The sequence below is a fragment of the Saccharopolyspora sp. NPDC003752 genome (genome assembly GCF_053605825.1).
This window is the reverse complement of sequence record NZ_JBSGJZ010000023.1, coordinates 124,440-145,600: the sequence shown is the minus strand read 5'-3', so window position 1 is coordinate 145,600 and position 21,161 is coordinate 124,440. Positions and strand designations below refer to the sequence as shown.

At 72.3% G+C, this 21,161-nt stretch carries 19 protein-coding genes and 1 riboswitch; of the genes, 3 read left to right on the top strand and 16 right to left on the bottom strand.

Going from position 1 to position 21,161, the window contains the following annotated elements; all coding sequences use genetic code 11:
- Positions 1-112: 112 nt before the first annotated feature.
- The 14 genes from ACWEV3_RS27300 to ACWEV3_RS27235 form a co-directional block, all read right to left on the bottom strand.
- Positions 113-751, bottom strand: coding sequence for a LuxR C-terminal-related transcriptional regulator (locus ACWEV3_RS27300; RefSeq protein WP_452616618.1), 639 nt, complete (start codon positions 749-751; stop codon positions 113-115).
- The gene (locus tag ACWEV3_RS27295; RefSeq protein ID WP_452616617.1) at positions 703-2,553 is read right to left on the bottom strand and encodes a histidine kinase; all 1,851 of its coding nucleotides are present in this window, start codon (positions 2,551-2,553) and stop codon (positions 703-705) included. The genes ACWEV3_RS27300 and ACWEV3_RS27295 overlap by 49 nt, the downstream gene beginning before the upstream one ends.
- A gap of 500 nt (positions 2,554-3,053) precedes the next feature.
- On the bottom strand, positions 3,054-3,242 hold the full coding sequence (locus ACWEV3_RS27290) for a hypothetical protein (RefSeq protein WP_452616616.1): 189 nt from the start codon (positions 3,240-3,242) through the stop codon (positions 3,054-3,056).
- Positions 3,243-3,260: 18 nt separating this feature from the next.
- The gene (locus ACWEV3_RS27285; protein WP_452616615.1) at positions 3,261-4,691 is read right to left on the bottom strand and encodes a pyridoxal-dependent decarboxylase; all 1,431 of its coding nucleotides are present in this window, start codon (positions 4,689-4,691) and stop codon (positions 3,261-3,263) included.
- A 263-nt stretch (positions 4,692-4,954) separates the two neighbouring features.
- A complete protein-coding gene (locus ACWEV3_RS27280) occupies positions 4,955-6,646 on the bottom strand; it encodes a cobalamin biosynthesis protein (protein ID WP_452616614.1) in 1,692 nt (563 codons plus the stop codon).
- A gap of 523 nt (positions 6,647-7,169) precedes the next feature.
- Positions 7,170-8,372, bottom strand: coding sequence for a precorrin-6y C5,15-methyltransferase (decarboxylating) subunit CbiE (gene cbiE / locus ACWEV3_RS27275; protein ID WP_452616613.1), 1,203 nt, complete (start codon positions 8,370-8,372; stop codon positions 7,170-7,172).
- Positions 8,373-8,653: 281 nt separating this feature from the next.
- Positions 8,654-9,958: a precorrin-4 C(11)-methyltransferase gene (cobM, locus tag ACWEV3_RS27270; protein ID WP_452616612.1), complete on the bottom strand. Its 1,305-nt coding sequence runs from the start codon at positions 9,956-9,958 to the stop codon at positions 8,654-8,656.
- Positions 9,952-10,212, bottom strand: coding sequence for a hypothetical protein (locus tag ACWEV3_RS27265; protein ID WP_452616611.1), 261 nt, complete (start codon positions 10,210-10,212; stop codon positions 9,952-9,954). Before ACWEV3_RS27265 ends, cobM begins: the two co-directional genes overlap by 7 nt.
- Positions 10,213-10,418: 206 nt before the next feature.
- The gene (locus ACWEV3_RS27260; protein ID WP_452616610.1) at positions 10,419-11,783 is read right to left on the bottom strand and encodes a cobyrinate a,c-diamide synthase; all 1,365 of its coding nucleotides are present in this window, start codon (positions 11,781-11,783) and stop codon (positions 10,419-10,421) included.
- Positions 11,777-12,391, bottom strand: coding sequence for a cob(I)yrinic acid a,c-diamide adenosyltransferase (cobO, locus tag ACWEV3_RS27255; protein WP_452616609.1), 615 nt, complete (start codon positions 12,389-12,391; stop codon positions 11,777-11,779). Before cobO ends, ACWEV3_RS27260 begins: the two co-directional genes overlap by 7 nt.
- Positions 12,392-12,443: 52 nt before the next feature.
- Positions 12,444-13,235 (bottom strand): ESX secretion-associated protein EspG, encoded by a 792-nt coding sequence (locus ACWEV3_RS27250; protein WP_452616608.1) that lies wholly within the window; start codon positions 13,233-13,235, stop codon positions 12,444-12,446.
- An 83-nt stretch (positions 13,236-13,318) separates the two neighbouring features.
- Positions 13,319-14,722 carry a PPE domain-containing protein gene (locus tag ACWEV3_RS27245; RefSeq protein ID WP_452616607.1) on the bottom strand — a complete coding sequence of 468 codons (1,404 nt, stop codon included), beginning with the start codon at positions 14,720-14,722 and terminating at the stop codon, positions 13,319-13,321.
- 43 nt (positions 14,723-14,765) lie between these two features.
- On the bottom strand, positions 14,766-15,290 hold the full coding sequence (locus ACWEV3_RS27240; RefSeq protein WP_452616606.1) for a DUF3558 domain-containing protein: 525 nt from the start codon (positions 15,288-15,290) through the stop codon (positions 14,766-14,768).
- A 29-nt stretch (positions 15,291-15,319) separates the two neighbouring features.
- Positions 15,320-15,721 (bottom strand): hypothetical protein, encoded by a 402-nt coding sequence (locus ACWEV3_RS27235; RefSeq protein ID WP_452616605.1) that lies wholly within the window; start codon positions 15,719-15,721, stop codon positions 15,320-15,322.
- 221 nt (positions 15,722-15,942) lie between these two features.
- On the opposite strand from ACWEV3_RS27235, the gene ACWEV3_RS27230 reads away from it, so the two are divergent.
- Positions 15,943-17,118 (top strand): MFS transporter, encoded by a 1,176-nt coding sequence (locus ACWEV3_RS27230; protein WP_452616604.1) that lies wholly within the window; start codon positions 15,943-15,945, stop codon positions 17,116-17,118.
- 162 nt (positions 17,119-17,280) lie between these two features.
- Here ACWEV3_RS27230 and ACWEV3_RS27225 read toward each other — a convergent pair whose 3' ends face one another.
- Positions 17,281-19,299 (bottom strand): putative cobaltochelatase, encoded by a 2,019-nt coding sequence (locus tag ACWEV3_RS27225; RefSeq protein ID WP_452616603.1) that lies wholly within the window; start codon positions 19,297-19,299, stop codon positions 17,281-17,283.
- Positions 19,300-19,331: 32 nt separating this feature from the next.
- Positions 19,332-19,503: riboswitch (cobalamin riboswitch) on the bottom strand.
- Positions 19,504-19,721: 218 nt separating this feature from the next.
- Positions 19,722-20,189, bottom strand: a complete 468-nt coding sequence (locus ACWEV3_RS27220; RefSeq protein WP_452616602.1) for a GNAT family N-acetyltransferase — start codon at positions 20,187-20,189, stop codon at positions 19,722-19,724.
- 189 nt (positions 20,190-20,378) lie between these two features.
- On the opposite strand from ACWEV3_RS27220, the gene ACWEV3_RS27215 reads away from it, so the two are divergent.
- Together ACWEV3_RS27215 and ACWEV3_RS27210 are read left to right on the top strand one after the other, a co-directional pair.
- Positions 20,379-20,831 carry a YbaB/EbfC family nucleoid-associated protein gene (locus ACWEV3_RS27215; RefSeq protein ID WP_452616601.1) on the top strand — a complete coding sequence of 151 codons (453 nt, stop codon included), beginning with the start codon at positions 20,379-20,381 and terminating at the stop codon, positions 20,829-20,831.
- Positions 20,832-20,851: 20 nt separating this feature from the next.
- Complete coding sequence (locus ACWEV3_RS27210; RefSeq protein ID WP_093263118.1) at positions 20,852-21,160, top strand: type VII secretion target; 309 nt, start codon at positions 20,852-20,854, stop codon at positions 21,158-21,160.
- Position 21,161 lies beyond the last annotated feature (1 nt).

The following is a 21,161-nucleotide window of genomic DNA, read 5'->3' as shown; positions in this document are numbered from 1 at the left end:
TTTTTCCTTTCTCGCTTATGCGGCGTTCGCCACGCCTGAGCGCGCCGCTTTCGCGCGAAACCGCCCCACAGAACGCCCCCCCAGCAGCCGTGCGACAGCGCTCGCGAACCCCTCACTGCTTGAGGTATTCCAGCACTGCCAGCACTCTGCGGTTGGTGTCGTCGGACGTATCCAGGCCCAGCTTCCCGAAGATGCTCGCGATGTTCTTGCTCACCGCGCCTTCGCTGATGAACAGCTGCCCGGCGATCGCCGCGTTCGAGCGCCCTTCGGCCATCAACGACAGCACCTCGCGCTCCCGCTCCGTCAGCCGCTCCAGCGGGGTGGTCCGCCGGGCGACCAGCGCGGAGATCACCTCCGGGTCCATCGCGGTGCCGCCGGCGGCGACCCGGCGCACCGAGTCGATGAACTGCTCCGCGTTGAACACCCGGTCCTTGAGCAGGTAGCCGATCCCGCCGGTGCCGTCGGCCAGGAGTTCGCGGGCGTAGAGCTGCTCGACGTGCTGGGACAGCACCAGCACCGGCAGCCCCGGGATCTCGCGCCGGGCGACCAGCGCGGCCCGCAGCCCCTCGTCGGTCTGGGTGGGCGGCAGCCGCACGTCGACCACCGCCACGTCCGGCCGGTGCTCCAGCAGCGCCCGCTCCAGCTCGGGACCGGTCTCCACGGCGGCGACGATCTCGCAGCCGTGCGCGGCGAGCAGGGTGGTCAGGCCGTCTCGGAGGAGGAAGAGGTCTTCTGCGAGGACAACGCGCACGGGATCTCCATCGTCGCCCGGGTCGGACCGCCGGGCGGGCTGCTGAGGTGCAATGTTCCGTCGAATGTACCGAGCCTGCGCCGGATTCCCCGCAGCCCGCTGCCGCGGTCCGGGTCGGCCCCGCCCGAGCCGTCGTCGGTCACGACGATCCGCAGCGACTCCCGCCGGTAACCCAGCTCGACGCGGATCTCCTCCGCCCCGGCGTGCTTGAGCGCGTTCGTGACCAGCTCCCGGGTCGCGAAGTAGGCCGCGGACTCCACCGCGGACGGGCATCGGCCGGGCAGGTCCGCCGACACCTCGATCCGCACGCTCAGGTCGAGGGCCAGCGCGCGCACGGCGTCGACGAGGCCGCGCTCGGTGAGCACCGGCGGGCGGATTCCCCGCACCAGGGCGCGAAGTTCGGCGAGGGTCTGGCCGGACTCGGCCTTGCTCTCGCCCAGCAGCTCCCTGGCCCGCCGCGGGTCGCTGTCCAGGAGCTGCTCCGCGGCGGCGAGCTTCAGCCCCAGCGCGATCAGCCGGGCCTGGGCGCCGTCGTGCAGGTCGCGCTCGATGCGGCGCAGCTGGGTGTCCTCGGCCTCGGTCGCGTCGGAGCGGGTCTCGGCGAGCCGCCGAACCCGTTGCGCCAGCAGGGTTTTCCCGGTCGGCGCCAGCAGCAGGCGGGTCCACCGGCCGTGCAGGCGCACCAGCGGCGGTGCCAGCGCCACGACCGCCGCACTGGCCGCCAGTCCGAGCGGGAACCCGGCCAGCGGGGTTTCCGCGAGCCACTTCGCCGGGGCGGGCAGCTCCGCCCACGGCCGCCCGACGTCGAAGAACAGGCCGCCGAACCGGACCCAGAACGGGATCCAGAAGCCCCAGCCGAAGACCCAGCACAGCGCCGCGAGCGGAGCCAGCAGCGCGGCGGTGACCGGGCCGTCGCCGAGCAGCCACAGCAGGTCTCGCGGGCCGGCCGGATCGGTCATCGCCTGGCGGTAGCGGGCCCGCCTGATCGCGGTTCGCGGCGACTTCCGCAGCATCCGGCCGGCCCGGTAGAGCCCGTCGGACGTGGGCACGGGCGCGACGAAGGGCAGGTAGACCTCGTCCACCTGCACCCCGGACCACTTCCCGGCGAGGCTGCGGCCCAGACCCGCGAGCAGCCGGGCGACCCGGTTGCACCAGGGCCACCACAGGAACGCGCCCAGCAGGTGGGTCAGGGCGAAGAGGACGACCAGGACCGCGCCCGCGAGCAGGTTCACCACGGCCAGCAGGCCGAGAACCGCCAGGTGCCAGAGGGCGTGCCACCCGTGCACGACGCGTTCCCACCAAGGGCGCGGCCGAACCGGGCTCAGCAGCATCCGCGCCCAAAGCCCGTGCGCCCGCAGGAAAGTCCGGCCGCCCAGCACCGCCAGCAGGCCCAGCACCGCGCCGACGACCGTGTTGAGCAGCATCCAGTTCAGGTCCCGGTTCGTCGCCGGGTCCTCCGCCAGCCACACGACGCGCGCGAGGTAGCGCGGGATGCGCGGCTTCCGGTACAGCGCCTTGTCGTGCCGGTACCAGCCTTCGGCGTCCGGCTGCGGTTCCGGCGGGGCAGGCCGGTACGGCACCGGCACCTCGACGCCGCCCCAGTCCCGCGCCAGCCGCCGGCCGAGGTCCGCGGCCGCCCGGCAGCGTCCGATGAGCCATTCCCCCGGCGACAGCAGGCCGATGGACGCCACGCCCAGACCGAACAGGTACAGCACGAACAGCAGCGGCCCCGGCAGCGCCAGCAGCAGGAACACCAGCCCGCGCCCGGCGGTTGTCGCATGTTGTCGTGCCCGATTTCGCATGAGCCCATCTTCTCCGGCACCGGCGGAAAAGCACTGCCCGTGCCTGCCGCGTGGAGGTGGAGCTAGCTCTACTCCCGAACGGGCCGGAAGCCCCCCTCGAACGGCAGCAGGACGCATACCCGCAGGCACGCGGCGTGCCTAGCGTCGAGGTCATGGCAATCAGCGAAGACCTGTCCACTGTGGATGATCTGGGGAGCCGTGTCGGCGCGGAGCTGGCGAGGCTGCCCCGCCAACCGCCGGCGATCGCCTCGGCCCTCTCCTGCCTCCTCGCACCCGCGATCGGGCTCCCCGCGGCAATCGTCGTCGCGCTGATGATCGCGGCCACCAGCCTGCGGCGGTGCACCGAACCGGTTGCCGCGTTCCTCGCCCACCTGGTGGCGTTCGCGGGGCTGCCGCTGGCTGCCACGGCCATCATGCCGCCACAGCGGGCCATGACCGTGCTCGTCGCATGCGCGCTCGCCGCGCTCGCTCTGCTCAGCTGCGGGTTGCTGACCGCAGCGCTACCGCGCCGCACCGGTTCGGCACTCGCTGCGGCGCTGCTGCTGCCCGGCCTGCCGCTGGCCACGATTCCGGGCCCGCTGCAACCGATCGGCGACCTCACCGCGCCGGGCGCCGCGCTCCACGCCCTCCAAGCCGCCTCGGCCGGCGACTGGCCGGCTCCGGTGCACGTGCTCGTGCTGATCGGGCACGCGCTGCTCGCGGGCAGGTCAGCCCATCGCCTCCTGGATCCGCTTCCAGGCCGCGAGCACGTGCCGCCGCTCGGTCTGCGGCGAGCCGACCGCGAGCCGCAGCAGCGTCCGGCCGTCCACCTTGGTGTGGGTCAGGTACAGCTCGCCGGAGTCGTTCAGCGATTCCATCAGCCGGTAGACCCGGTCGTTGGCGTCCTCGGTGGACAGCTCCGGGAACAGCGGCCGGAAGCAGACCAGGCCCAGCGGATGCGGCTCCAGCAACTCGAACCGCGGGTCGTCGCGGACCCGGTCGGCGAACTCCTGGGCCAGGCCGACGGTGGCGCGAATGTGCTCGCGCAGCCCCTCCGCGCCGTACCAGCGCAGCACCGACCACAGCTTCAACGCCCGGAACCTGCGGCCCAGCGGCACCTGCCAGTCCCGGTAGTCGATCACCTCACCGGACGCCGTCGCCGGATTGCGCAGGTACTCCGGCAGGATCGACAGCGCGTCGACCATGGGCCGCCGGTCGGCCATCCACAGCAGGCTGCAGTCGAAGTTCGTCAGCAGCCACTTGTGCGCGTTCGTGCAGTACGAATCGGCGAATTCGGCGACACCGTCGTTGATCCAGCGCAGTTCCGGGCACACCGCGGCAACGCCCGCGTACGCCGCGTCCACGTGCAGCCAGACCCCGCGCGCCCGGCACACCTCGCCGGCCGCGCGGACCGGGTCGATCGCCGTCGTCGAGGTGGTGCCGATCGTCGCGCACACCAGCGTGGGCACCGCGCCGGCGGCGAGGTCCTCGGCGATCAGCGCGTCGAGGTGCTCGGGGTCCATGCCGAGCGTGTCCGGGTCGACGTCGACGATCCGGACGTTGTCCCCGCCGATGCCCACCATCCGCGCCGCGCGCTCCAGGGACGAATGGGTGTGCGCGGAGACGTAGAGCGTGTGCCGCCGGGTGATGCCCCGGCTCGCCACCTGCCCGTCGCTGACCCGCTGCAGCGCGGCGAGGCAGGCGACGAGCGCGGCGCTGGACGCCGAGTCCTGGATCACCCCGCCGCCGACGGCGTCGGTCCGGAAGTGCTCGGGCAGGCCCAGCAGCTCCGCCATCCAGTCCACGACGACGGTCTCCAGCTCGGTGCACGCCGGGCTGGTCGCCCACACCATGCCCTGCACGCCCAGCCCGCTGGAGAGCAGGTCGCCGAGGATCGACGGACCGGTGGCGTTGGCCGGGAAGTAGGCGAAGAAGTTCGGGTGCTGCCAGTGCGTGACGCCCGGCACCAGCACGGCATCGAGATCGCTGAGCACCCGCTCGAACGGCTCGCCCTGCTCGGGCGGGTGCGCCGGGAGCTGCGCCCGGACCTCGCCGGGCCCGACCTGGGACCGGACCGGATGCCGCTCGACGCCGGAGTAGTAGTCGGCGATCCAGTCGACGACCTGCCTGCCGTACTCCCGGAACTCCTCAGAAGACATGTGCCCGCTCATCCCAGCCAGCTTCGCACGCCCACCCCACCAAAACCAGCGGCCGCCGGCTCTGCCACCACGTTGCCGGAATGCTGCAGCGGTCATGCTCGCCCGCGGCCGGGCTTGCGTCGTTGCCGAGGCGAAGCCGCCTGGCCGCCGGGCGAGGCACGCCGGTTTCGCGCGAAACCGTCACCGCCAGGCGTGGCGAACGCCGGTTTCGCGCGAGAACGACGCTCGCAACAGATCCCGGGCAGCCCGTGCAGCACTCGCCGTCAGCGGGCGTCCGCCGCCACCCGCTGGGATCCGCGCGGGGTCACCATCCGGCCATCGACCACTGTGGACCGCGAGGTGCCCACGACCACCGTGGTGGACTCATCCGCCTCCGCCGGGTCGAAGTCGGCGATCGGCGCGCACCACACCCGCTCCCCGGCGCGACCGGCCCCGCGGACCGCGCCCACCGGCGTGGTCCCCGGGCGGTGCTCCGCCAGGATCTCCAGGGCGCGGCCGAGCCGCCCCGAACTAGGGTTGTGGAAGCACACCACCAGGTCGGCCTCCGCCACCGCGCGAACGCGGCGCTCGATGACCTCCCACGGCGTGTGCGCGTCGGACAGGCTGATCAGCGCGTGGTCGTGCCCGAGCGGCCCGCCCAGCATCGCGGACGCGGCCAGCGCCGCCGTCACGCCGGGCACGCCGACCAACTCGATGTCGGCACCTGCCTCCTCCAGCGCCATCGCGGACCCACCGATCAGCGCCACCGCGCGCCCCTCCCGGGCCAGTGCAACCGCCTCGGCGCCGCTGTTGGTGCGCACTTCCGTGCCGGGGCGCAGCAGGTGCCGGACCTGGTCGACGTGCTCGTCCGGGCCGACGACCACGGAGGCGCGGCGCAGCTCGACGTCGGCGCGCGGGGTGCGCAGGTCGGGGCTGCCCGGGCCGATGCCGATGATCGCGAGCCTGCCGCGGGGCCGGATGCGCGCGGCGGCCGCGGTCACGTCGTCGCCCTTGATCTTGGGCACGACCAGCTCGACGGGCGCCCCACCGCCGAGCTCGGCGGCCGCGCGCAGCGCCGATGCCTCGGCGACGGAAGGCGTGCCCGCCGCCGTGCTCGCCACCTCGCTGGGATTGGGCACGTCGATGCCTGCCAGCGCCTCCGCGGGATAGGTCAGCAGCGACAGCTCCTCGCCGCCGTCGGAGTGCCAGAAGCCCAGGTCCTGCACCGCCTCCAGGATGCCGTCCTCGTCCGCCTTCAGATCGACGCTGGCGACCGCGCGGATCGCCCGCGGGTCCAGGCCGTGCTCGCGGTCCAGCCGGGCGATCGTCTCGGTCACCGCCGTCCGCGAGACGCCGCGGGCGGCCCCGACGCCGACGACCAGCGTGCGCGGGATGAGCCGCAGCGTCCGCTCCTCGTCCTCCGTCGGCCGCCGATCGTCGATCACGACCGTCCACAGCGGCGCTTCGGGGTGGGCGGAGACGTTGGGCGGCAGCGCAGGCAGCGGGAAGCCGTGCGGGTTGACGAGGTGGACCGACCAGCCGTCGAGGATCGCGCCGCCGCAGGCCGCGAGATCACCGTCCACAGTGGCGTCGAGCTGGTCGACGAGCTCGTCCAGCGGGGTGGTGCCGGTGCTGTCGGAGGCTGCGGTGACCACCGGGGTGCAGCCGAGCACGTCGGCGACCTGCTCGGCGAGCGCGCCCCCGACGTGGCCGCCGGTCAGGGCGATCGCGAAGCGGCGGTCGTCGTCGACGCAGACCACCCCGGGATCGCTGTGCTTGTCGCGCAGCAGCGGCGCGACCAGCCGCACCGCTGCGCCGCTGGCCAGGAAGAACACCGCCGCGTCCAGGTGGTCCCACAGGCGGCGCACGGCGGGCGCGATCGGCCCGTCCGCGACGACGGCGTCCGGCCCCAGCCGCGCGGCCAGTTCGGCGGCGGACCGCCGTCCCGCCGCGGTCACCGCGAACAGACCGATCACTGGCACTCCTCAACCTGGTCGACTGCTTTCACGAACGCCTCAGCATGGTGCCACCCGCATGCCCCCCCTCCCACCCGGGGCAGGCCCACCACCTCCGCAATTTCAATGAGGTTTTTCCAACCTCGTTCTGCGTGGCGGTGCGGGTAGCGGAACCTCAGAGGCTCCCTGGACTGTGGATGCCCCTCCTGATGTATGTCCAAATACAGGGCGGAGGGGTCGTCCTCGCCAGGAAGCCTCTGAGAACCCGCGGCGGTGCCAGTGTCGTAGGTGGGCTATGCGCCTGCGGCGCATGCGACACCCCATCGACGTGCAGCTTTGCCACCCGCAGCTGCGGGCCGACCAGGATGAAAACGCTCAATGGAAATCACGTCTCCGATTTCCATTGAAATTGCGAAGGTTGTCCACATCCATCGGCGTGTCGTGACGTGACACGCCGATGGTCCGCAATTTCCATTGAAATCGAAGGTCCAATTTCCATTGAAATTGCGGTCTGTGGGGACCTGGTCCGTCGAGAGGGATGTGGTCAGCGTTGTTTCCGGTAGCCCGAGATCAGGACGACCGGGTCGGCCGCTTCCAGGCGGGATGCGCCGTCCGGCAGTTCCGCCAGCCGGGCCGCCGACAGCTGCACGCCCTCGATCTCGTAGTCGGCCGCGCGCAACGCGTCGCGGGTCGGCCCGACCCGGTCCAGCGCCGACAGCGCCACCACGACGCGGGACGCCCCGGCGTGCGCGCACGCCGTGACGACCTCGGTGCCGCCGCCTCCGACGAAGATCGCGTCCGGCCGCGGCAGGTTGCGCAGCACCTGCGGCGCGGAGCCCTCCTCGACCCGGACGTCCACGCCGTGGCTCGCGGCGTTGGTGATCAGCCGCACCGCCTGCGCCTCGTCGGACTCCACCGCGATCGTCGCCGCGCCCATCCGGGCGCACTCCACCGCCACCGAGCCCGAACCAGCGCCGACGTCCCAGACGAGCGTGCCCGGCCGCGGCGCGAGCTTCGCCAGCGCCACGGCCCGCACCTCGGCCTTGGTGATCATGCCGTCGCGGTGCGAGAACTCGTCCTCGGACAGCGCCCAACCGGTCGCCGGCGGCACCGGCTCACCGCCCGCGATCCAGCCCCGCTGCGGCACGTCGTCGAGATCGGCCAGGGAGAGCACGATGTTCGGCTCGTGCCAGCTGCGCTTCGCCGCCTCCGCCGGTTCGAGGGTGACCACCGACTCGTTCGGTCCGCCGAGGTCCTCGGCGACGATCATGGTGCGCCGCCAGCCGGCCAGGCCGGAGCCGATCTGGGCCGGGCCCGCCTTCGGCGCGGTCAGCACCACCACGGCCGGTCGCGCGCGGCAGACGTTGATCGCCTGGGTGAGGTCGCTGCCGAGCGCGCTGACCACGACGACGTCGTCCCAGGACCGGCCGACGCGCGCCATCAGCTGCTGAACGCTGGAGGTCGACGGCAGCACCGCGCACCGGATGCCGCGGTCGCGCAGCGCGCGGACGGCGCCGAAGAAACCGGGGTCGCCCGAGGCCAGCACCACGCCGCTCTCGTCACCGGACAGCGACGACAGCGCGTTCAGCGCCGGTTCCAGCGGCCCGAGTTCGAGCTTGCGCGCGTGTTCCGGCGCATGCGCCTCCAGGTGCCGTCTGCCGCCCACCACGAGCCGCGCCGACTCCAGCACCTCGGCGCTGCCCTTCGGCAGGTCGCCACCATCGACCCCGATCACCGTGACTGCCACGTCACCCACCTCGCTCCGGCGGCCGCCACCGCGTGTTCGTCCCGGAAGCCCGCGCGACCCGAACACGCGACCGACGGCCGCATTACTGGCTGATCCGCTTCAATACTGCTGCCACCGGGGCGCGGAGCCGGTCCGCACACGCCGAGAACGGCCCGCCCGCTGTCACATCTCGCATGACCGGTGGGCGGCCGGGGCCCGCTCGCCCCGACCGGGCGACCCGATGTCCAATTCGGACCCCGCGGGCGCCTCACGACCTCGCCGGGGACGGCGGCTCCGCCTCGCTATTCGCCCTGCTCATCCGGCTTCGCCGGGGGCTTGCGCTTCGCGGCGGGCTTCGCCTTCGCCGTCGTGGTGGTCGCGGACTTCGTCCGCTTCGCGGCCGCGGCCTTCGTCCCCCGCTTCGCGGGGGTGGCCTTCGCGGTGGCCCGGGTCGTCGTGGTGCGCGCCGCGGATGTCCGCTTCGGCTTCGCCTCCGCGGCTTCGGCGCGAACTGGCTGCTCACTCACGTCTACGGGCCGGTCGCTCTCAACCGCTTCCGCCCGAACCGGCGCCACCGGATCGACCGGCCGTTCGGCGGCCGCAACGGGCTCCTCGGCGAACAGCTGCGACTGCGCCTCGTCGACCCGCCGGGCCGTGCGGGTGGACGCGACTCGCGCCGCGCCGCGCGCGCTCTCCTGCCAGTCGCGCACCGCCCACCACGCGACGTCGGACTCGCGCACCCGGCCGTTCTCACCGGGTTCCTCGGCGCGCGGCTCGGTGTTGTCCGCGCGGCGGCGCACCGGGGTGGGACGGTCCGCCCGCAGTGCCCGGCGCGTGACCGGGTCGGCACGGCGGTAGGTGTGGAAGTGCCCCGCGGTGTACGGCGAGCGGGTTCCACTGCCGTTGAGGCTCTTCCCGACGATGAACAGCGTGTTCCGCCACAGCTTGTGCTGCTTGACGGTCTTCTCCAGGTCGGCGAGGTTCGTGCGCAGCAACAGCTCGTCGGGCCAGGAGACCTTGTAGGCCACCAGCACCGGGGTGTCTTCTGGGTAGCCACCGGCGCGCAGTTCCTCGACGAGCTGCGCGGCGCGCGACGCGGACAGGAACAGCGCCATCGTGGTGCCGTGCTTGGCGAACTCGCGCACCTTCTCGCCTTCCGGCATCGGCGTCTTGCCGCCCTCCAGCCGGGTCAGCACCAGCGACTGGGCGACCTCCGGCACGGTGAGCTCCCGCCCGACCGCGGCCGCGGCGGCGGAGAACGCCGGAACGCCCGGCACGATCTCGACTTCCACGTTCATCCGCGCGCACGCGTCGTGCTGGTCCTGGACCGCGCCCCACAGCGACGGGTCGCCGGAGTGCACCCGCGCGACGTTGAGCTTGTCCCGCTCGGCGCGGCGGTAGATCTCCAGCGCCTGCTCGTGGGTCAGCCGGGAGGAGTCGATCAGCTCCGCGTCGCTGCGCGCGTGCTCCTGGATGCATTCCGGTGCGACGAGGCTCGCGGTCCACACCACGATGTCGGCCTCGGCGATCCGCCGGGCGCCGCGGACCGTGATCAGGTCGGCCGCGCCGGGCCCGGCACCGATGAACGAGATCCGGCCAGTCAGCATTGTTCTCCTCTTCCGGCTCGGGGTGGAAGTACTACCACGGTGGACAGGTACGGCGCGTCGTCCACTTCGGACACATCGGACGGCGGGAGCACTCGCGCGCCCGGCGCGCCGAGGTGCTCGCCGCGGACCGAGCGCTCCGGGACTCCGCATTCGGCGATCGCGGCGCGCAGCTCGCCGAGCCACCGGCCGCCTTCGTAGGCAACGACCGTACCGCGTGACCGCAATGCGACCTGCAGCGCGGTCACGTCCCGCATCGCCTGGATCACGGTGCGTGAACCGGCTCTCCCGACCCCTGTGCCACTGGAAGCCGAATGCGCGGCGGCATCCTCGGAGGTGGCGAAAGCCACGGTGCAGTCCTGATCGCGCAGCCGCTGCACCCGGGACGAAAACGGTTCCCGTGCCACGGAATTCGCGCAGCGCGGCCGGGGTCAGCATCCCCGGCTCGCCGGACGGACGAGCCTCACCGCGCGCACCGCGCCACGAACCGCCGCACCGCTTCGGGCTGCCCGGCCGGATGGGTGTGCAAATACGAGGCGTGCACGCCGCCGTCGACGAACCCTTCCCGCTGCGCGCCCGTCGCACGCCACAGCCACGCAGGCCGCGAGCCGCTGCCGGGCTCCAGGACGGTGCGGTGGAACTCGTGGCCGCTCACCCGTGCGCCTTCGTCGAACAGGATCGAATCGGCGGCGGCCACGGCGTCGCGGTAACCCAGCGTCAGCCGCGGCGACATCCGCGCCCGCGCGTCGAGCACGCCGCACAGCGGGTGACCGTCCAGCTCCTCCGCCAGGTACAGCAGCCCGCCGCATTCCGCGTGGATCGGCGCCCCCGTGGCGGCGAAAGCCGTGATTTCCTTGCGCAGCGCGGTATTCGCCGACAGCTCGGCCACGTGCTGCTCGGGGAACCCACCCGGCAGCACCAGGCCCGCGGTGCGTTCCGGCAGCCGCTCGTCGTGGAGCGGGTCGAGGACCGCTACCTCGGCACCGGCGGCTTCGAGCAGCTCGACGTGCTCGGCGTAGCCGAAGGTGAACGCCCGCCCGCCGGCCACCGCGACCACGGCCCCGGCCTGCGGCTGCACCTCGTCGCGCGGATTCCAGGCGGCGCCGGGCAATCCGGGGGCCGAGCGCGCGAGCGCGCGCACCGCGTCGAGATCCACCGACCGGGCAACGACTTCGGTCATCGCCTCGACCGCGCGGACGGCCTCGCCGCCGTGCTCGGCGGCCGTGACGAGGCCGAGGTGGCGCGATGGGACGGCGAGATCATCGGCGCGCGGGATCGCGCCGAGCACCGGGAGGCCGGCGTTGTCGGCGGCGTCGCGGAGCACCTGCTCGTGCCGTTGCGAGCCGACCCGGTTGAGGATCACGCCGCCGATCCGGACCTCCGGGCGGTAGCTGCGGAAACCGTGCAGCAGCGCGGCGAGGCTGTGGCTCTGGCCCCTCGCGTCGACGACCAGCACCACGGGCGCGTCCAGCAGCTGCGCGACGTGCGCCGTGGATCCGGCGGCGATCCCCTCGCCCGGCCCGATGCGGCCGTCGAACAGGCCCATCACGCCTTCCACGACGGACAGTTCGGCGCCGGCGGCGCCGTGCCGGAACAGCGGCGCGATCCGCTCCTCGCCGACCAGCACGGGATCGAGGTTGCGGGCCGGGCGGCCGGCGGCGAGCCGGTGGTAACCGGGGTCGATGTAGTCCGGGCCGACCTTGAACGGCGCGACCCCGGTCCCGCGCCGCCGCAGCGCGCCGAGTAGCCCGGTCACCACGGTGGTCTTCCCCTGCCCGGACGCCGGTGCGGCCACCACCACCCGGGCGTGCGAGGAATCGGTCACCACTCGATGCCCCTCTGGCCCTTCTGGCCGTCGTCCATCGGGTGCTTGACCTTGGTGGTCTCCATGACGAGGTCGGCGGCGTCGATCAGGGCCTGCGGGGCGTAGCGACCGGTGATCACGACGTGCTGGTGCCCGGGCCGGTCGCGCAGGGTCTCGACGACCTCCGCGACGTCGACCCAGCCCCAGTGCAGCGGATAGGTGAACTCGTCCAGCACGTAGAGGCCGTGGCGCTGCTCGCCGATCCGGCGGGCGATCTCCCGCCAGCCCTCCAGCGCCGCGGCCGCGTGGTCCTCCTCGCTGCCCTTCTTGCGGGCCCACGACCAGCCCTCGCCCATCTTGTGCCACTCGACGGGCCCGCCCTCGCCGGTCTCGTCGTGCAACCGCCCCAGGGCGCGGAACGCCGACTCCTCGCCGACGCGCCACTTCGCCGACTTGACGAACTGGAACACCCCGATCGACCAGCCCTGGTTCCAGCCGCGCAGGGCGAGCCCGAAGGCAGCGGTGGACTTGCCCTTCATGTCGCCGGTGTGCACCACGAGCAGCGGCCTGTTGCGGCGCTGGCGAGTGGTCAACCCGTCGTTCGGCACTGTCGAAGGCTGTCCCTGAGGCATGCCCCGACCCTAACTGGCCGCCCCGGGACCGTCCGACTCGTGCCGAACGGTCTCAGCGGGCGGGCCGGAAGGCCCCGAGCTGCTCGTCGAGGTACCGGGCCAGTCGCTGCTTGTCCGCCGGGCCGAAGGTGTTCCAGCGCTCGCCGTCGTTGTTGCGGCGCGTCGTGACGCTGTAGCGGCCTTCCTCGGTGTCCCGCCAGCCGATCGCCGGGAGCCGGACCGCCTGCCCGTCGCCATCCCGGCCGGTCACCAAGAAGTAGCCGACCCGCCGCGTCGGCAGAGCCATGATCTTCTCCACCTTGCGCAGGTCCCCGCCGCCGCGCCTGGACGCGCCCGGCTGCGCCGAACCCAGCCACGAATCCGGCTCCGCCTCGCGCACCGGCTGGGGCGTCGGCTCACCGCCGGCGGCGATCGTCCCCGCGTCGAGCCTGCCTGCCGGGACCTCCGGCAGCAGGCCGACGCAGACCCGGGCGAGGCCGCGGACATCGATGAACTCGATCCGCAGGCCCTGTTCTTCCTGGACCGCCAGCACCCCGGCCCGCCCGGCCACCGCCACGCGCGCCCGGTAGACGGCGTCCGACCCGCCGTCGTAGGAGGTGACCGCCACGCCGATCTCCGGGCGGTGCAGCAGGTTCAGCGCCTGCTCCAACTCCGGTTCGGCGCGGCCGCGGTCGGCCAGCCGGCGCTGCTCCAGCCCACCCCAGACGTCCTTGCGGAGCCGGGCGCGTTCGTCGAGCGTGGCGGCGAAGTGCGGGATCTCGAACGGGAACTGCCGAAGGTCGACCCGCAGATCCTCGCCGAGAACGTCCGCCGCCTCCGTGGAAAGCGTGAACGATTCGATCATCTCTTCCCCTTCTGGGCACGCCTCGGTTCCCCGAGGAGCCGGTGCTCCTCGGGGAATCGCGCGGAACTTCGAACCCGGGCGGACTACTCGCCGAACACCGGCGGCGCGACCTTCGGCAACCCGAGGTCGTCCCAGGCCTCATCGGTGTCGACCACGTACTTGCTCTCGTGCTCGTCGTCCTCTTCGGACTTGCCGCCCTGGCCGCGACCGGCCCCACCGCCGCCGGCCATCCCGGCACCACCACGACCACCGGCTCCGGCGCCACCGGCACCCGCTCCACCGGCGGCCCCCAGACCGCCGATACCGGCACGCCCACCAGCGCCGAGCTGGCCACCACCGACCCGGCCGGCACCGCCCATGCCGCCGCCTCGGCCACCGCCCATGCCGCCGGCGCCGCCCGGGCGTCCGCCACCGGGCCCGCCGGGGCCGGGGCGCTGCTGGTTCGGCGGCAGCGGAGCCCACCGCCCGTTGTAGGGGTTCTGGCGCTCCCACTGGCCGGTGTTCGGATTCCAGCGGGTGTCCGACGGGGGCGTGGCCGGCGGGCTCTGCTGCCACACCGCGTTCGTGCTGCTCGGCGGGATGTTCGGCGCGCTCGGCGGGCTGTACTGCGGCGTCGAGGTGTTCGGGCTGGACCAGGCCGACTGGGTCGACGCGGGCGTGCTCGACGGGTTGATGGAACCGATCGTGTTCTGCGACGGCTCCGACGTGCCGGGCTGTTCCTCGGGCCCGCGCGGGGCGGGCACGAACGCCGGTGTCTGCGCCGCGGCCGTCCCGAAGTTGGTCTCCATCTTCGACATCACCTGGGCCGCTTCCGCGTGCGCGGCCTGGCTCTTCTCCTGCTTCTCCACGATGTCGTTGGCCCGGCTGAGGGCCGTGAACGGGTTCGGATCGGAGAAGTAGTTCTTCAGCTCCTGCTTCATGTCGAACTCGACGACCTCGGGCATCGAGTTCCGCGCCCGCTCCGCGGCCTCGGCCTGCATGCCGACCTGGTTGGCGGTGAGCTGGGCGGCGCTGCCGGAGTGCGACATGTGGTCGGCCAGCTGCGTGACGTGCTTCCGCATGGCGTCACCGGCCTCGCCCTGCCAGGTGTGCTCCGTCTTCGTCGCGGCCTGCCGGATCTGCTCGGCGAACTCCAGGAACTTGGCCCCGTGGCCGTGGTAGACGCGGCCGACGTCGTGCACCGCAGCGGGGTCGAAGTTCTCCCGGACGAACCGGTCCATCTCCTTGTGCTCGAAGGACAGGTAGTGCGTGTTCCCCAGCGAACCGGGCTTCTCGCGAAGCTCTTGGTCGACCGACAGGGCCTTGGCCTGCTCCTGCCCGTACTTCGACGCTTCCGCCGTGGCCTTGGCCTTCGACAACACGTCCGTCAGCACATCGCCGATGATCGGCACGTTGGACGCGCCCGCGTACTCCTGCTTCCCCTGCTCGTACGCGGAGTGCTCGTGATCGGCGATGTACTCCGACCCACCACCCGGTGGCGACGTCATGACTTCCCCCTTGATCTACCTTTTTAAGTTCTGCGCAAATGCTTCAGCTCTTCGGAAGATTCGCCAGCACCAACGGCGCGGCCTGCTGCACCACCTGGCACGCCGCTTCGGTGTCCCGAGGCTTGGTGGCCGCGATCGTCACCGACGTCGTGGAAGAGCTCGCCAACGAAACACCGCAATCGCCCGGCCCAACGAGCTCGCGCACCAGCTTCGCGCGCATTCCGGCGATCGAGGTGTCTTCCACTGTGCCGTCGGTGAAGTTCAGCTCGTCAATCGACTTGTCGTTGTTCGCGACAATCGAAAGGCCGCCACTCGTCGTCAGATTCCAGTCGCAGCCAGGCGCGCCGGAGATCCGTTTGACCTCTCCGGGCGCCTCGAGACTGAGCTTCCCCAGGTCTTCGGATGTCAGTAACTTACACGGATCAACCTTCGCCGCCTCGGCGCTCGTCGACGCCGTGGCCTTTCCGCTCTCGCTAGAGTCCGTGTTGGTTCCGCCATTCCCCGGGGTCCCACAACCTGCGACCCCAAGTAGAAGTGCAAACGCGCCCACAACGACAGGACTCGACACCAACCTACGCACCTGAACAATCCCCGTTCTCACACCTGCACGCCGTAGTTGGCGTTGCCTTCGTCGACTTCCCGGTAGAGCTGAATGCCCTTCTTGATCGCCTCGATCACTTGCGGCACGCGCTCCTGCATCTGCAGGATGAGCTCTTCATACGAGCGACCATCATCACCTGCTGCGACCGCTTCGTTGAAGTCGGTCATAACTCGACCCGCTGGACTATCCCCCAACGGTGTGCGCTGCTTCAATTGGAACAAATCACGCCGCATCTCCGACAGCGCGCCGCCATCGAACTCCTGGAAAATCCTGATCAGCTCGTCGCCTGCCTCCGGCGTGACCTGGAAGCCGCCGCTGTTGGCCGCGCTGATGATGCCCTGCATGGCGTCGTCCGTCGCGGCGAGCCCGGCCGCCGCCGATCCAATCGACCCCGTCATCGCTTCTCCCCAGAAGAATCGTCTTTCCCCGCAGCGCGGCCGAACCTAGCACCGCATCCCGCGCGCGAACGCCGATACGAGACAAATCCGCAATACCTCACCCGCTTGATCAACCCCAATGGCCCAATGGCACCGATTCGATGGTGGCCGAGCTCACGGGGTTCTGGAACGGTGCAGGCGACGATCATGGACGGTCGTCCCAGTCAGCGAGGAGTCGCCCGATGCCGACCAGGCCGCCGCTGGTGCTGTCCTTCGCCGCGCTGATCTCCAACTTCGACCGCTTCGCGGTCACCCCGATGCTGCTGCTGATCGCGCTGGCGATGGAAGAGCCGCTGGCCGCGGCGGTCGCCGTCGCCAGCGGCTACTTCCTCGCCTACGGCCTCTCCCAGCCGCTGTGGGGTTTGCTGTCGGACCGCTTCGGCCGGCTGCCGGTCATGCGCGGCACGATGCTCGCCGCCGCGGCGGGCGGGGTGGTTTCCGCACTGGCGCCGAACCTGACCGCGCTGGTCGTGGCGCGCGTGGTCACCGGCGCGTGCATGGGGGCCGTCGTTCCCGCGTCGCTGACCTACGTCGGCGATACCGTGCCGCAGGAGCACCGGCAGGGCGCGCTTTCCGATCTGATGGCGGCATCGGCGATGGGCACGGCGCTGGCGACCGCCGTCGGCGGGCTGCTGGCCGGTTTTCTCGACTGGCGCGCGGTTTTCGCGCTACCCGCCGTCTGCGCGGCGGTGTGCGTCGTCCTGCTCCGCAAGCTGCCGGAGCCGGAGCGCGCTCAGGCCCAGGGCGTGCGCAGCCACCTGATGGCGGTGCTGACGAATCGTTGGGCGCTGCTGGTCTTCGGGTTGGTGTTCGTCGAGGGCGCGGTGCTGCTGGGCACCATGACGTTCCTGGCGTCGGCGCTGGTCCACGGGGGCGTGGACGTCGCGGTGGCCGGGCTCGCCACCGCCGCGTACGGCGTCGGCGTGTGGGTGTTCTCCCGGCTGGTGAAGGTGCTGGGGCGGCGCTTGGCGGTCTGGCAGCTGATCGCGACCGGCGGCGCGTCGATGTTCGTCGGCTACCTGGTCGTGACCGCCACCGCGAGCATCGCGACCGTGGTGATCACGGCCTTGCTGCTCGGCGGCGGTTGGTCGTTCATGCACTCGTCGTTGCAGACCTGGGTGACCTCGGTGGCCCCGGAGGCCAGGGGCACCGCCGTGGCGCTGTTCGCGTCGGCGTTGTTCCTGGGCAGCGCGGCCGCATCGGCGGCGGCCGGGCATTTCGCGGAGCGCGGCTCGTACGGCTTGATCTTCGGGATCGCCGCCGCCACGGCGGTTCCGCTGCTGATCGTCGCTGCCGCCTGCCGCCACCGCTACCAGACACGCGTCGTCGCGCCCTCGGTCGGCGACCGGGCGGCGTGAGGGGCGATTAAAAGAGCCCCCGCACTCGACCGGCCTGGGGGTTACCGGGAGCGCGGGGGCATCTTGCGGGTCCACCCCTGGGGGTCAGGTGGACGGCGTCACCGTACCAATCGGTCGGGTGGGCCAGAAGACGGAACGTCGGATCTCGTAATCAAAACGAGATCAAGCGGCGTGAGGGCGCTCGTCCCGGACCGCGCGGACGACGCCGGCCACGTTGTCCGCGGACAGCTCCTCCAGCCGCAGGCAGGGGCCGCCCAGCGCGGCCCCGAGCCGACCGGCCAGGCCGAGCCGGACCGGTCCGTTCTCGCAGTCCACCACGACGGACGCGACGCCCGCCTCGGCGAGCAGGCCCGCCGAGCGCAGCGCGTCATCGACGGCCTGCTGCGTGCGAATCCGCCCGGTGAGCCCGGAATCCAGCGGCACGGTGGCCTTTCCGTCGGTCAGCAGCACGACCAGGGCGCGCCGTTGCGGGTCCCGCATCCGTTCGGTCTGCACCACCCGGTGCACGCGCAACAACCCGTCAGCCAGCGGCGTGCGGCCACCCGTGCGCAGCCTCCGCATCCGCGCGGCCGCGATGTCCACAGAGGACGTCGGCGGCAACGCGAGTTCCGCCGAGTCGCCGCGGAAGGTCACCACGCCGACCTTGTCGCGCCGCTGGTAGGCGTCCCGCAGCAGCGACAGGACGGCGCCGCTGACCGCCGACATCCGTTCCCGGGCGGCCATCGATCCCGACGCGTCCACCGCGAACAGCACCAGGTTCCCCTCGCGCCCCTCCCGGATGGCGCGCCGCAGGTCGTCGCCGCGCAGCACCAGCCCGGGGCCGCTGCGCCCGCGCGCGACCTGGTGCGGCGCCGCGGCGGCCAGCGTGGCCGCCAGGTGGATGCCGTGACCCTCCACAGTGGATGCCCGCGTCGTCCGGCCGCTCCGCGCCCGGGACCGCGACCGCCGCCCCGGCGCGCCGTCGCCGAGCCAGGGCACCTCCAGCAGCCGCGCCTGAAAAGCCGGCGCCGGCGCCGGCGGCGGCCGCTCCGCGGGCGCCCGGTCGTCGCTGCGCTCCTCCGAGCCGTCGGCTCCGCCGTCCGGCCCGGTGGGTCCTTCGGGCCCTTCCGGCGGCTGACCGCCGCCGTCCGGGCCTTCCGGCGGTTCGTCGTCGCCGTCGTCGGCGTGCTCCGCCGCCTCGGACAGGGCCTGTTGGAGCTGGTCCTCGTCGATGCCGGGCTCGTCGAACGGGTCGCGGCGGCGCCGGTGCGGCAGCGCGAGCCGGGCCGCCGCCTCGACGTCCTCCTCGGCGACCGCCTCGGCGCCGCGCCAGGCCGCGTGCGCGGTGGCGGTGCGCGCCAGCACGAGGTCGGCTCGCATGCCGTCGACGTCGAAGGACGCGCACAGCGCGGAGATCCGGCGCAGCTCGGCGTCCGGGAGGTCCACCGAGTCCACCCGGGCGCGGGCGGCGGCGATCCGCTCGGCCAGTTCGGCGTCGGCACCGGCCCACCTCGCGGCGAACCCGGCCGGGTCGGCTTCGAACGCCAAGCGGCGGCGCACCACCTCGGTCCGGGTCGCCACGTCCCGCGACGCGGCGACGTGCACGGTGAGGCCGAACCGGTCGAGCAGCTGCGGGCGCAGCTCGCCCTCCTCCGGGTTCATGGTGCCCACCAGCAGGAACGACGCCGCGTGCGAGACCGAAACGCCTTCCCGCTCGACGTGCGCGCGGCCCATCGCCGCGGCGTCCAGCAGGAGGTCCACGAGGTGGTCGTGCAGCAGGTTCACCTCGTCGACGTAGAGCACGCCCCGGTGCGCGGCGGCGAGCAGGCCGGGCTGGAAGGCGCGGACCCCTTCGGTCAGGGCGCGTTCCAGGTCGAGCGAGCCGATCAACCGGTCTTCGGTGGCGCCGACGGGGAGTTCGACGAGCTGGGCGGGTCGTTGCGCGGCTTCGGAGCCGTGCGGGCCGTCCGGGCACTGCGGGTCGGCGGCCTGCGGGGCGCAGCCGAAGCGGCAGCCGGTGATCACGTCGAGCGGCGGCAGCAGCGACGCCAGCGCACGCACCACGGTCGACTTCGCCGTGCCCTTCTCCCCTCGGACGAGCACGCCGCCGATGGCCGGGTGCACGGCGTTGAGCAGCAGCGCCAGCCGGAGGTCGTCGTGGCCGACGACGGCGGAGAAGGGGAAGCGCGGGGCAGCGGTCATGCCGGTGTTCCTTCCTCGGGGTTCGGACGCCCCGGTGGCGGGAACAAGGGGCGGCAGTGTCCTGACTCCCGGATCACCGCGCCCCTCCGGCCTTCCCAGGTCGCCCCGGTGGCTCGCGGGGGAGGGCCGCTCCCCGGTCACAGTGGCGCCGACCGTGCCGGATTCCCACCGGTTTCCTGGCGCACCCCTTGCATTCGGATCAAGGTGCATCGTCGCAGAACCGGCCCGGCGGACCAACCGACCGCGGCGACGACGAGACCAGCACCACTGCGGCCGGGGTCCGCGGGGGACTGTCACCGGCGGGCGGCGTGCAGCCCGTCGACGGGGCCGGCGAGGTGCCGTGAGCATTTTGTGCTGCCATAGCGACACAAAACGCTCACGGCCCCCGGCGACGATCACCACCAAGTCCCGAGTGGCACCGGTCACGCCCGCCGGCGGGGCTCCCGGCGCATGTCGACGTGCGGGATGCCGTCCTCGAGGTATTCCTCGCCGTCCTCGACGAAGCCGAAGGAGCGGTAGAACTCCTTGGCGTAGGTCTGGGCGGCGAGCACGGCAGGCGTGTGCTGCACCTCGGCGACCGCGGCGCGCATCAGCTTGCGCGCCAGCCCCAGCCCGCGCGCGCTCTTGGCGGTGCAGACCCGGCCGATGCGGAAGGTGCCGTCGGGGTCTTCCAGCAGCCGCAGGTAGCCGAGCACGTAGCCGTCGGCGGAGTCGATCCAGAAGTGGCGGGTGGTCTCCTCCAGGTCCCGACCGTCCAGCTCCGGGTAGGGGCATTCCTGTTCGACGACGAACACGTCGACGCGCAGGCGCAGCATCCGGTAGAAGTCCTCGGCGTCCAGGTCCGCGGTGTAGGCGCGGTGGACGGCGGTCGCGAGCGGCTGGAGGGTCACCCTTACCTGGATATCACAGCGAGGTCTCAATACCCGCATCCACCAGCACCGGGAGTAGTCAACGCCACTCCGGCCGCCGGCGGGCGGGCGCTGCTCTGATCGGGCCAGTTTCGCGCCGAATCGCTGACCCGCCGCCGAGACCGCGGTTAGCCTGCGCGAGATCGGGAGCCGAGCGGCCATGGGGGATTCGTGAGCGAACCGGTGTTCGGCGTCGACGGCGCGCGAACCGAGGAGGAGATCAGGCGCTGGGCCGACGGCATCCAGGCGAAGGCCGACCGCTACCAGCAGATGCAGCAGCAGGTGACGGCGGTCAAGGCCACCGCGGAGTCCCGCGACGGCGTGGTGCGGGTGACGGTCGACAGCGCCGGCGCGGTCACCGACCTGCAGATCACCGACGACGCGCGCCGGATGTCCGGCGCGGGTCTGGCGGAGTCGGTGCTGACGACCATGCGGCAGGCGCAGGCGGGCATCCGGGACCAGGTGGCCGAGGTCATGTCGGCCACGGTCGGCGACGACACCGAGACCGTCAACGCGGTCGTGTCGGCCTACCGCGAGCGCTTCCCCGATCCCGAGGCCGAGGCCGGCGCGGAGCACCGGCCGCCCGACGACGAAGACTTCGAGGACGACTCCTACCTGCGCTGACCGTCACCTGGGGGATGAGGATGACGAACGCATTCGACGTGTCGCCGGAGGAACTCCGGGCGCACGCCAGCAAGCTCGACGCGCTTTCAGACCAGCTGAAGACCGCATTGGACGCGGCGAACCAGGTCACGATGGGCTCCGAGGCCTACGGGGTGATCTGCTCGTTCTTCGTGCCGATCGTGCAGGCGGTCTCGCAACCCGGGGTCGACGCCCTGTCCACCGCGTCGGAATCCATGAGCGATCAGGCCGGCAACGTCAAGGACACCGCGCAGACGTACGAATCCGGTGATCAGGCGAACGCCGACAGCTTCTCCGGCTGGGAGGTGTGAC